10 protein-coding genes are annotated in these 12,777 nt (G+C 40.8%); 9 read left to right on the forward strand and 1 reads right to left on the reverse strand.

The features are described 5' to 3' along the window. The first annotated feature begins 28 nt into the window (after nt 1–28). From OW157_RS00740 to OW157_RS00775, 8 genes are all read left to right on the forward strand, one after another. Nucleotides 29–880, forward strand: a complete 852-nt coding sequence (locus OW157_RS00740) for an aldo/keto reductase (protein ID WP_268751419.1) — start codon at nt 29–31, stop codon at nt 878–880. Between the two features lie 56 nt (nt 881–936). Beyond that, nucleotides 937–1,875, forward strand: a complete 939-nt coding sequence (locus OW157_RS00745; RefSeq protein ID WP_268751420.1) for a manganese-dependent inorganic pyrophosphatase — start codon at nt 937–939, stop codon at nt 1,873–1,875. 165 nt (nt 1,876–2,040) lie between these two features. Then, nucleotides 2,041–3,408: a Trk system potassium transporter TrkA gene (gene trkA / locus OW157_RS00750; protein ID WP_268751421.1), complete on the forward strand. Its 1,368-nt coding sequence runs from the start codon at nt 2,041–2,043 to the stop codon at nt 3,406–3,408. Further along, nucleotides 3,409–4,860 carry a TrkH family potassium uptake protein gene (locus tag OW157_RS00755; RefSeq protein WP_268751422.1) on the forward strand — a complete coding sequence of 484 codons (1,452 nt, stop codon included), beginning with the start codon at nt 3,409–3,411 and terminating at the stop codon, nt 4,858–4,860. It abuts the gene before it with no gap. 475 nt (nt 4,861–5,335) lie between these two features. Beyond that, nucleotides 5,336–6,862 carry a glycerol kinase GlpK gene (gene glpK / locus OW157_RS00760; protein ID WP_268752763.1) on the forward strand — a complete coding sequence of 509 codons (1,527 nt, stop codon included), beginning with the start codon at nt 5,336–5,338 and terminating at the stop codon, nt 6,860–6,862. A gap of 17 nt (nt 6,863–6,879) precedes the next feature. Further along, a complete protein-coding gene (gene glpO, locus OW157_RS00765; RefSeq protein ID WP_268751424.1) occupies nt 6,880–8,718 on the forward strand; it encodes a type 1 glycerol-3-phosphate oxidase in 1,839 nt (612 codons plus the stop codon). A 19-nt stretch (nt 8,719–8,737) separates the two neighbouring features. After that, nucleotides 8,738–9,442, forward strand: a complete 705-nt coding sequence (locus OW157_RS00770) for an MIP/aquaporin family protein (RefSeq protein WP_268751425.1) — start codon at nt 8,738–8,740, stop codon at nt 9,440–9,442. Nucleotides 9,443–9,520: 78 nt separating this feature from the next. After that, entirely contained in the window at nt 9,521–10,153 is a 633-nt protein-coding gene (locus tag OW157_RS00775) for a DNA-3-methyladenine glycosylase (protein WP_268751426.1), read from the forward strand. A gap of 5 nt (nt 10,154–10,158) precedes the next feature. Here OW157_RS00775 and OW157_RS00780 read toward each other — a convergent pair whose 3' ends face one another. Further along, entirely contained in the window at nt 10,159–11,082 is a 924-nt protein-coding gene (locus OW157_RS00780; RefSeq protein ID WP_268751427.1) for an AEC family transporter, read from the reverse strand. A gap of 279 nt (nt 11,083–11,361) precedes the next feature. On the opposite strand from OW157_RS00780, the gene OW157_RS00785 reads away from it, so the two are divergent. Beyond that, a complete protein-coding gene (locus tag OW157_RS00785; RefSeq protein ID WP_268751428.1) occupies nt 11,362–12,771 on the forward strand; it encodes a YfcC family protein in 1,410 nt (469 codons plus the stop codon). Nucleotides 12,772–12,777 lie beyond the last annotated feature (6 nt).

Genomic DNA, 12,777 nt, shown 5'->3' on the forward strand with positions numbered 1-12,777 from the left:
GAAATTAAACGATTTGAGGAGGTATTTGATGTCAATTCCAAAATATACTGCCTACAACGGCTATCAAGTTCCCCAGTTGGGTTTAGGGACTTATAAATTAAAGGGACAAAGTGGCGTTCAAGCAATTAAAGCCGCTCTAGAAATGGGTTACTCTTATATTGATACAGCCTATAATTATGAAAATGAAGCAACGGTGGGTGAAGCCATTCGTCAATCAGGAGTCAACCGGCAAGATTTGCAAGTAGCCTCTAAACTACCTGGCCGTTATCATGCCTATAATGATGCCTTGGTGACCATTGAAGAATCTTTGTTACGAGCCAATTTGGATTATTATGATCTTTACTTAATTCATTGGCCAAACCCCAAGGAAGACAAGTATGTGGAAGCCTGGCAAGCCTTGATAGAGGCGAAAAAACGCGGTTATGTCAAAGAAATCGGGGTATCGAACTTTTTACCGCATCATATTGACCGTTTAGTTGCTGAAACTGGGGTTAAACCAGTGGTTAATCAGGTAGAATTACATCCCTTATTTGACCAAGCTGACCAACGGGCTTATGATGACCAAAATGGGATTATCACCCAGTCATGGAGCCCTTTAGGTCGTGCCAATGAAAAAGGGCAAGAAAATGTCATGGAACTGCCAGGTGTTCTTGAAGTCGCCGAAAAACATGGCAAATCTGCCGGACAAGTAGTCTTACGTTGGCATCTACAATTAGGCGCAATGCCGATTCCTAAATCATCCAAGGCTAATCGTTTACAAGAAAACTTTGACGTTTTTGATTTTGAGCTAGACGAAGATGACATGGCAAAAATATCACAATACAGTCGCGAAGATGGACGTTTAAGTGATCAAAATCCTGATGAGTATCAAGAATTTTAGTAAGGCTTAACGACTTGTGATAAAATAAAAGAAAAATCCAGAAAGAGGGTATTTAAGTGAGTAAAATTTTAGTTTTTGGTCATAAGAATCCGGATACCGATGCCATCACATCTGCCATTGCTTATGCCTACTATTTAGAACAAAAGGGTGAAGAAGCAGAAGCAGTGGCCTTGGGTGAGGTTAATGAAGAAACTCAATTTGCCTTAGATAAGTTTGGCTACCAAGCGCCACGTGTGGTAGATAAAGTGGCTAATGAAACCGATACAGTCGCCTTAGTAGACCATAATGAGGCGCAACAATCGGTTGATGATCGTGATTTAGTTTCTATTCATTCCGTAGTTGACCACCATCGAATTGCCAATTTTGAAACAGCCGACCCTATTTTCTATTTAGCTCGGCCCTATGGATGCTCACAAACAATCATTTATAGTCTCTTCCAAGAAGCTGATATTGCCATTCCTGAGAACTTGGCTGGTTTAATGTTGTCCGCTATTATCTCTGATACCTTGTTATTTAAATCACCTACCACCACTGCAGCCGATGAAAAAGTGGGTCAAGCCTTAGCAGAAATCGCTGGTGTTGATTTACAGGCTTATGGTTTAGAACTATTGAAATCTGGTACTAATGTGGCAGATAAATCTGCAGAAGAAATTGCTGATGGCGATGCCAAATCCTTTGAAATGGGTAATCATACAATTCGCATCGGTCAAATCAATGTGGTGGAAGTGTCCGATGTGCTTGACCGTAAAGAAGAAATCTTAGCGGAAATGCAACGCTTGAGTGTGGACAATGACTATGAAGCTTTCCTATTGATTGTAACCAACATCCTAAGCAATGATTCCGAAGGCTTAGTGGTTGGTAAGGAAGACCTTGTCCCTGCCTTCCAAACGGCCTTTAATGGTCAGGTTACTGACAAGCAAATTGCCTTGCCAGGAGTCGTTTCTCGTAAGAAACAAGTCGTTCCATCATTAACAACAGAAATTGAAAGCTTATAAAATTAAGCGCAATCCCCCTAAAGCAATGACATATGGTCTTGTTTTAGGGGGATTTTTTATGCGAATCCAGTGAAAATTAAGACAAGAAAAAGGCGCTTGGTATTGCCTTAACATGATGGTATAATGTGTGAGCTTAGGCAAAAAAATGAGGAGGGAACTAGCGTCATGGAGATTGTAGTCGTTGGCGGTGGAAAACTGGGCCAAAAGATTATTCAAGACTTAGACAAGGAAGGGCACCAGTTGACCCTCATTGATAAAGATCGTGATGTCCTTAATCATTTGGTTGATGAAATTGATATCAAGGGTGTTCAGGGTATTGGAACCGATATCAAGGTCCAAATTGATGCCGGGGTCAAACAAGCTAAAGTATTCATCACAGCGACCCCTGACGATGAGGCCAATGTGCTGTCCGCTATGATGGCAGAAAAATTAGGAGCCGATTACACGATTGTTCGCGCTCGTAATCCAGAATTCACTGATAATGAGAACTTTATCAAGCGCGAGTTTGGGATTAACCTAATCATCAACCAAGATAGGGAAGCGGCCAATGATATTATGCACGTGATTGACTTTCCTCAAGCAGCCTACGTGGAACCCTTTTACCATAACCGGGTGCAATTAAAAAAAGTTCGTGTCCATGAAAATTCGACCATGGATGGCATGCCGATTGCGGAAATTAGAAGTCGACTACAAGATTTGGTTATCGCAGTGATTGAGCGAGGTGACCAGTCCATTATTCCGACTGGGGATACCCAGATTAAGGCCAATGATCAGATAAACCTCTTTGCACAACGTAAAACCTTTAATAAGTTTTGTCAGCTAGCTGGGCACAAGGCTCATCTTCGTTATAAATCCGCCTTAGTTATTGGTGGCAGTCGAGTTAATCATTATTTAATTCCAGCCCTACATGCCCGTGGTATCCGTACCCGTATCATTGAAAAAAATGAGAAACGCGCTCAAAGTCTAGCAGACCGTTTCCCTATGGCAGAAGTCATTGTGGGGGATGGGACGGACCAGTCCTTTTTAAGGGAACAGCGAATTTTTAACTTTGACTTGCTATTAACCTTAACCAATAGCGACGAGGTGAACATTATGACTTCACTGTTTGGGCACAAGGAAGGGGTCTATAAGACGATTACCAAGGTCAACCGACCAGGTTTGACAGCGCTTTTGGATTCAAGTCATTTAGATGTGATTTTATCTCCGCGGATATCAATTTCTGATGCGGTGATTCGTGGGGTTCGCTCAATTATGAAAGAGCGGGGCGCTTATTTAGAAAATTATGCCCGCTTAGGTAACGAGCAAACTGAAGCTTTGGAGTTTCGATTGGCAGATGATGGGCCAATTTGTGGCGTACCTATCAAGGACCTACCGCTTAAAGATAATATCGTTATCGGAATTATCATCCGTGACGGTGAGGCCTTATTCCCGAGTGGGGATGATATTTTACAAGCCGGTGACCATGTCTTAATTATTAATAATCAAGCCAATGTCTTTGAGATTAAAGATATTTTAGAGAAGAAGGTGAAGTAGATGAACTGGCCCTTTACGCGTTTTCTCATTGGGCGTCTTCTATTTGTGCTGGCGGGTCTCATGCTAGTGCCAATCATTGTAGCTTTAATTTATCAAAATGATTGGCAGGTTATCCGTTCTTTTTTAGTGAGTATTATCGCCTGCTTAGTCGTGGGTGGCGCCTTGTCCTATAAATCCCCTCAAAATACCTTATTTTTTGCACGGGAAGGCTATATTTTAGTGGCTCTTTCTTGGATTGTTTATGGCTTTTTTGGGGCCTTGCCATTTTATTTTTCTGGCTATGTGACCTCACCAGTGGATGCTTTTTTCGAATCAGTTTCTGGTTTTACCACCACTGGAGCATCGGTTTTGAGTGAACATTTACATGTCCTTCCCGAAGCCTTGATGTTTTGGCGTTCCTTTACCTTACTGATTGGGGGGATGGGGATGTTGATCTTCCTCATGTATATTATCCCTAATTTTGGTGCTAAAGGGGTTTACGTCATGCGTGCTGAATTACCAGGCCCCAACCAAGGCAAGATTGAATCCCGGGTGTCCCATTCGATTTTGATTCTCTATGGAATTTATATCTTTTTAACAATTTTGGTGACAGTCTTGTTGGTTGTTGGTCATGTTCCCGTGTTTGAGGCAATGTTGCTGGCTATGGGGGTGGCTGGTACGGGAGGTTTTAATATCTATCCTTCTTCAATTGGTCATTATAATTCTCAGTACGTCGAAACTGTCCTAGCCATTGCCATGTTTACTTTTGGGATGAACTTCAACTTTTTCTATCTCATTTTCATTGGGCGGATTAAAGAAGTCTTGAAGGATGAGGAGTTGAAATGGTATGTACAGATTATTTTGGCTTCCTGTGCTGTAATTGCCTTTACCTTGTGGCCATCTTATGATGATTTCTCGCACTTATTATCAGACGTCTTTTTCAATGTGACTTCGGTCATTTCGACTACTGCTTATACCAACCTAGACTTATTGTCTTGGCCTTTGACTACCCATATCATTATTCTAGTATTAATGTTCTCAGGGGCCATGTCAGGGTCTACTACCTCAGGATTAAAGGTTATTCGCATTGGGATATTTTTAAAATCAATCCGCCAAGAAATTCGCTCCATGGTGTCTCCTGACCGCGTCGTACCTGTCACCTTTAATGGACGGGCTTTAACGCCTAAAATGCAGCGAGGGATTGCTTTTTACTTAATGACTTATCTCTTTATGTTCGTGGTGCTGCTGATTATATTATCTTTTGATACGGTTAATTTCTCTTCTGCCTTTTCAGCAACAATCGCTACTTTATCCAATATCGGTGGAAGTCTAAACTTGCTTGGCCCATCGCAAGATTATGTCCAACTTAGTGATTTCTCCAAAGTTATTATGAGTTTTGCCATGATTATGGGCCGTTTAGAAATTTATCCGATGCTAGTTTTACTCTCCCCAGCCTCCTGGCGAAAAATATAAGAATGTGTCGAAAAGCGCTAGGACTGGGACTAAGTATTACATAATTTAAACTATTGATAGAGAGTCGAAGTGATTCAGCTAGAATGAATTGCTTCGACTTTTTTAATAATTAGAATCGTTTTCAATGCTATATCTGAAGAGAAAATAAGAACAAATAATGTACTTTTTCTATCGTGTTGGATAATTGAATCAATTATATTCAAGTAGGGAAGGTCCATAAAATGTTGCCTTTCTAAATTAGATCAATCAAATTGCTAATACAAATTTTGTATAGTTATTACCCCCATCAGCCTGATTAGTGAAAAAGGTCATGGTTAAGAAAGGCCGAGAATTCAAGGCTTTATATAACTTTTAATAAATTGTGAAAAAGCTTACAAATACTCACTTATCTATAATAATTGAAAACGGTTTAATTAAATGCTAAAGTAAGATTGTCTTATAGATTGAAGCGCGACCAAAACTAAGGAGGTACTTTATGAGCGAAGAAAAGAAATACATTATGGCCATTGACCAGGGAACGACAAGTTCTCGTGCGGTGATTTACGATAAGAGCGGAAATACGATCGCGTCTAGCCAAAAAGAATTTGAACAAATTTTCCCTAAATCAGGTTGGGTAGAACATAACGCCAATGATATTTGGATTTCGGTCCAGTCTGTGATTGCGGGTGCCTTTATCCAAGGTAATATTAATCCTAAGAGTATTGCCGGGATTGGGATTACTAACCAACGGGAAACGACAGTGATCTGGGACAAGGAAACTGGAAAACCAATTTATAATGCTATTGTTTGGCAGTCCCGCCAATCCGCACCGATTATTGATTCCCTACGAGAAAAAGGTCATGAGGAAATGATTCGCCAAAAAACAGGTTTGGTGCTTGACCCTTACTTCTCCGCATCTAAAATTCGCTGGATTTTGGACCGCGTGGACGGTGCTCAAGAACGTGCTGAAAATGGGGAATTGCTTTTCGGGACTATTGAGACCTGGTTGGTTTGGAAATTAACTGGTGGCGAACGTCATATTACAGATTATTCCAATGCATCACGGACCATGTTACTGAATTTGGAAAGCTTGGAATGGGACGAAGAAATTTTAGACTTACTTGACATTCCTAAAGTGATGTTACCAGAACTGGTGTCTAACTCAGAAAATTATGGCGAAACCAAGTCTTACCACTTCTTTGGTCATGAGGTTCCAATCACTGGTTTAGCTGGTGACCAACAAGCTGCCTTGTTTGGCCAATTAGCTACTGAAAAAGGGATGGTAAAATCTACTTATGGTACCGGATCATTTATCGTAATGAATGCCGGCCAAGAGTTACAATTTTCAAAAAATAACTTGCTGACGACAGTGGGTTATGTAATTGGCGATCAGGTGACTTATGCCTTAGAAGGGTCTGTCTTTATCGCGGGTTCAGCCATTCAATGGGTGCGTGACGGTCTAGATATGATTCAAGATGCTGCTGAGAGTGAGGATTTAGCAAACAAATCTGAAAATGAGGATGAGGTTTATATTGTTCCGGCCTTTACTGGTTTAGGAGCGCCTTATTGGGATTCAAATGCCCGCGGATCAATCTTTGGATTAACACGAGGCACCAATCGCGCTGATTTTGTGAAGGCTACCTTACAATCGATTGCTTACCAAGTTCGTGATGTGACAGATACTATGGTTAGAGATACCGGTGTAGAAATTCCGCTATTGAAAGTTGATGGGGGTGCTGCCATGAATGATTACCTCATGCAGTTCCAATCAGATATTACCGGGATTGAAATCGAGCGGGCTGCTAACTTAGAAACAACCGCCCTTGGTGCCGCATACTTAGCGGGCTTGGCAGTTGGCTTCTGGAAAGATATTGACGAAATTAAAACCATGCAAAAAGATGGTAAAGCCTATCAACCACAAATGAACGAATCACGTAAAGAGATGCTTTATCGCGGTTGGAAGCAAGCAGTAAAAGCAACACAAGTTTATGCAGAAACTAATCGTGAAGACTCAGAAGAATAAGGAAGAAAGGTGAAAAAATGACAAATTTTTCATTTAAAGCACGAAACGAAATCAAGGATAAATTGAAATCAGAAGATTATGAACTCGTCATTATTGGTGGTGGGATCACTGGAGCAGGTGTAGCCATCCAAGCAGCTGCCTCAGGGATTAAAACAGCCTTAATCGAAATGCAAGACTTCTCAGAAGGAACATCAAGTCGGTCCACTAAATTAGTCCATGGTGGGATTCGTTATTTGAAACAATTCGACATCGAAGTGGTGGCTGACACTGTCACTGAACGCGCTGTGGTCCAACAAATCGCTCCCCATATTCCGCAACCTGACCCAATGTTGATGCCCTTATATGATGAAGAAGGGGTTACTTTTAATCCTTTCCGGCTACAAGTGGCTATGGACCTTTATGATTCCTTGGCTGGGGTTAAAGACTCTAAATTTGCCAACAAAATGTTAACTCGCGAAGAAGTGATTAACCTCCAACCTGGTATTATGCAAGAGGGCTTATTATGTGGTGGACTCTATCTCGACTTTTATAATAATGATTCACGCTTAACCATCGAAAATATTAAGCAAGCACAGACAGATGGTGCCGATATTTTATCTCATGTGAAGGCCACTGGCTTTGACTATACAGATGGTAAGATTTCTGCTGTCCAAGTGGAAGATACCTTAACTGGTGAAGAATTCGCTATTAAGACCCAACTAGTCATCAATACTACGGGCCCTTGGTCTGATACAATCCGTGAAATGGACGAAGCAGTCGATTATCCAACGCAAATGCGTCCAACCAAAGGGGTTCACTTTGTGATTGATAACTCTAAACTCAAAGTAGGACAACCGACTTACTTTGATACCGGTGAACAAGATGGTCGGATGGTCTTCGTGATTCCACGCGAAAACAAAACTTACTTTGGAACCACTGACACAGACTATGATGGCGACTTTGAGAACCCAGTAGCGACTCAGGAAGACTTGGACTACTTACTAACTGTGGTTAACCGTCGCTTCCCTGATGCAAATATCACATTAGACGATATTGAAACCTCCTGGGCTGGCTTACGTCCTTTAATCGATGGCAACAATGCCTCTGACTATAACGGTGGGGATAGTGGACGTTTGTCTAATCAAACTTTCGACCAATTAGCCAATGCCTTTAATCAATATAATAATGGCCAAACAGATCGTGATACGGTAGAGGACTTACTAGCTGATGTCCAAAGTAATACCTCTGAACGTGGTGATGGTAGTCCATCTTCAGTTTCTCGTGGATCTGATTTATCAGTAGGAGAATCTGGCTTGATTACCCTTGCTGGTGGAAAAATCACTGATTATCGTAAGATGGCAGAAGGCGCGTTAAAAGCTATTATTTCTCGTCTACAAGAATTGACTGGTAAAAACTATACTTTAGTTAAATCAAAAACTTATCCAGTTTCAGGAGGGCAGTTTGACCCTACTCGGGTAGAGGAAGCTATTGATACCTTTGCTAACTTAGGGGTGTCTCGTGGCCTTAAGTATAGTGAAGCCAAGCGTTTAGCTAAGGTTTATGGCTCTAACATGACCAATGTCTTACGTTACTTACCAGATGCTGAAGCCTATGCTGAGAAATATGACTTACCGGTATCTATTGCTCTTGGTTTAGTCTATGCCTTAGAAGAAGAGATGGTTTATTCTCCATTAGACTTCTTTGAACGTCGGACGACTTTCTTGCTCTTCCAATTCGACCGTATGTTAGAAGTTAAAGATGCCGTAAGCAAGATTATCGCTGAACATTTAGACTTATCTGATGAAGAAGTGGCTAAACAAGCTGATGAATTAGCTGCCCAAATTAAAGAAACTAGCTTGGCTGACTTGAAAAACTAGTTAAGAAGGAGGTGCTTGTATGCAAGGATTTATTGGAGAATTAATCGGTACTTTTGTCCTAGTTCTCTTAGGAGATGGGGTCGTTGCTGGAGTTAGTCTTAACAAATCAAAGGCCCAAGACACGGGCTGGCTGTTAATTACACTTGGTTGGGGCTTGGCCGTAACTATGGGGGTTTATACCTCTGGATTCCTATCCGATGCCCATTTGAACCCAGCCATTACGATTGCTTTTGCCATTAACGGGACATTTCCTTGGGCTGAAGTGATTCCATACATTGCCGGTCAAATGATTGGTGCCTTCCTAGGTGCGGTAGTAGTTTGGTTGAACTACTTTAAACACTTTGAAGCGACACCAGACCCAGAAGCTATTCTGGGAACGTTTGCTACTGGTCCAGCAATACGATCAACAGGCTGGAACCTCTTGTCTGAAATTGTGGGTACAGCAATTTTAGCCATGGGTGTAATGGCTATGGGTCCTAATAATATTGTTGATGGTGTCGGCCCAATTGTCGTCGGAATTATCGTAACTTCTATTGGTATGTCCTTAGGGGGAACGACTGGTTATGCTATTAACCCTGCTCGTGACCTGGGACCGCGGATTGCCCATCAAATCTTACCAATTGCTAATAAAGGAGACTCTGATTGGGGCTATGCATGGATTCCAATTGTTGGACCAATTATCGGTGCCACAATTGCTGCAGTACTCTACATCATGGTTTTATAAGCAAGTGAATTGAGATATAATATATAAGAGTCGTTACCCATGGGTGACGACTCTTTATCACTTAGGAAGGAAGAAAAAATGTCGTTTATTACTGATCCTCAATTTTCAACAGCAGAAATCGCCCGCCAATTTTTAGGTTGTTTATTGGTCCATGAACAAGATGGTCAACGTCTAAGTGGTTGGATCGTGGAAACTGAAGCTTACTTGGGAGAGGAAGATCAAGCTGCTCATACCTATAACAAGCACTACTCTGACCGTGTCAAGGCTTTGTATGGTCCTGCTGGTACCTTTTATATTCACCAGATGATGCAGCATACTATGATTAATATCTCCACCCAAGCTGAAGGAGTTGGGGAGGGCGTGTTGATTCGCGCCATCCAACCCTACCAAGGGATAGACGAAATGGCTGCAAACCGTCCCAATAAAAGCGGTTATGAACTCACTAATGGTCCAGGTAAGTTAGTCCAAGCCTTAGGAGTAGGTATGGAAGCTTATGGGACCTCTTACCGTGACAAACCCTTGTTTATTGATTTGAAACTGCCAAAATTACAAGTCGCTGAAATTAAATCCAGCCCCCGTATTGGCATTCCTAATAAAGGAAAATGGACGGAGGCTGAATTGCGTTATTATGTAGGAGGTAACCCTTATGTGTCACGAAAACGTGGCAAAATTAGAAAAGATTGGGGTTGGTTGACTAGTCCGCCCAATTAAAAGGATTAAATAAAGGCCATCAAGAGTGGGATAGTAATAATGGACATTAGGATGGAGACAAAAGTAATCTTAGCTGCAAATTGAATATCTAAATCATAATTGGCGGCTAGAATAGTTGTTGTTGATCCAGCCGGCATACCAGCCATGATGGTCACGACACCAATTAAAGTGGGGTCAAGACTCATAGCCTTCATAATTTGTAAGGTGATAAACGGAATGGCTAAAAGGCGGATAAAACAATAGTAGAGAACCCCTTCTTCTAAAAGTCCCTTAAGATCAACCGTCGCGATAATGGAACCAATGACAATCATCACCAGAGGAGATACTGTACCAGCAATTCCTGCTAAACCTCGGTCCAAAAAACTAGGAAAAGGGATTTCTAAAAGGCCGCGTAATAAACCAAGAAAAACTGCAACAATCGAAGGGTTACGCAAAAGTTTCAATAGAATATCTCGAAAGGATACTTGTTGGGGGTAATCGCCACGTTCCAAAATATTGATTCCTACTGTCCACATGTAGATACGATGAGGAAATAGATAAATAGATGCAATGATTCCCCCTGCTTGCCCATACATTGATTCTGATAGAGGCAAACCGGCAAAGCCAGCATTGTTTACTAGAGTAGCATATTCCAATAACTTGGCTTTCTTATTAGGGTAGGCCCGATAGATAAAAGGAACAGCTAGAGCGATAATTCCATATATAATGCTAGCTGCAATAATGGCTTGGAAAGATAACTTCAATAAATCATAAGTAATATTTTTAAATGAGTTAAAGACCATAATTGGTAATAAGACATTCAATAATAAGGTCATAAAAGCAGGGCGATTCTCATCAGTGATTAGTTTTAAACGATAAGCCACGTAGCCAAAGACAATGTAAACAAGTAGAGTGAGTTGTAAATCAAGCATTTGTAGAAATTGGTCCATAATAGCCTCCTTTGTCAATACTTTCTAGCTTATCACAAAGGAACAAAAAAGGTCTAGAGGCAATTGATGTCAATAAAATCATTTTCTTTTAATTCTATAAAGAAAATAGTTTTATTAGCGTTAAACATTTATGTTTTCGGTATTTATTATGGAGTATTGCTCCCCGTATTTCTCCTTTACTATTGAATTGTCAGAATATAAAAAGAATTCTTTTTCAATGCATTAAAATTAGGTATAATAAGTAGAGTGTAAATTTTTAAATTAGAGAGGAAGACAGCGATGTCTGAAGAGAAGAAGAAAAGGTTCAAGATGCCCAGTGCCTTAGTTATCTTGTTCTTTTTAATGTTGTTCGTTACTATTTTGACCTATTTTGTTCCGGCGGGAGAGTTCGGTACACTTACCCTTGAAACGGGACAAGAGGTTGCTGATCCCAACCAATTCCAATTTGTAGATGCGAATCCGGTAGGTTTTATTGGATTTTGGGCTGCTTTTCCAAAAGGGATGGTTGAAGCAGCTACCGTTATCGCCTTCACATTGATTATTTCTGGTGCCCTAGAGGTCATTAAACAAACTGGAGTTATCGATATAGCGATTTATCGTTTGTCACAACGTTTTGCAGACAATGGGATTTGGGTTATTCCTATCTTAATGTTTGTTTTAGGAACAATTGCGACCTTTATTGGGACTGAAGAGTTATCCATGGTTTATATCCCAATCATCTTACCACTTATGATTAGTTTAGGTTTTGATAACTTAACAGCTACAGCGGTAGTTATTCTATCGACCCATATTGTTGGGGTAATGTCATCAATGACTAACCCATTTAATGTGGGAGTTTCCCACGAAATTGCTGGCTTACCTATGTTTTCTGGGCTCTGGTTACGAGGAGTTTTATTTATTGTCTTATTCTTTATTTGTGTGATTTATACCATGCGCTATGCTAGATCAATTCACACTGATGTTGAAAAAGCAACCCAAGAAGCTATCCGAATCGGAGCGATCAAAGAAGACGAAGGAAAACAAGAGGTCAACGATAAAATGACTTCTAAGCAAATTGGGGTTGGCCTAGTGTCTATTGCCTTGTTTGCAGTGATTCTAGCCTTAGTTATTATTCAAGGTTGGGGTATGATTGAAATGGCTGGGGCCTTTGTCTTACTTGGTGTTGTGGCTGGTCTAATCGGTGGCATGGGTGGCGACCGAATCGTTGATGGTTTCGTTAATGGTGCCATTGGTGTCATGTCCGGTTCGATTTTGATTGGTGTAGCTACAGGTATTTCAGTTATCATGCAAGAAGCCAAAATCCTTGATACCATCGTTTATTACTTTGGTAACTTTTTACAAAGTTTACCTTTACTATTATCCGCTTTGGCGATCTTTATTTTTATTGCTTTGTTTGCCTTTTTCGTACCATCTGGATCTGGTAAGGCAGTGGTTACCATGCCAATTATCTCCCCACTAGCTCGTATGGTTGGTTTAAACCAACAAGTTTCTGTTTTAGCCTATGTTTTAGGTGATGGGGTGGCCAAACCATTCTATCCAACTTCTGGTACCTTTATGGCAACCTTAGATGTATCCAAGGTAAAATGGCAAGATTGGGCCAAGTTCTACCTACCATTGATGGCAATCTTAGCCATTGTCAGCATTATCTTTATTATCTTTGCCCAATTTATTAATTATGGCCCATTTTAGAAGCTG

It is taken from the genome of Aerococcus kribbianus (assembly GCF_026805545.1).
Classification (GTDB): Bacteria; Bacillota; Bacilli; order Lactobacillales; family Aerococcaceae; genus Aerococcus; species Aerococcus kribbianus.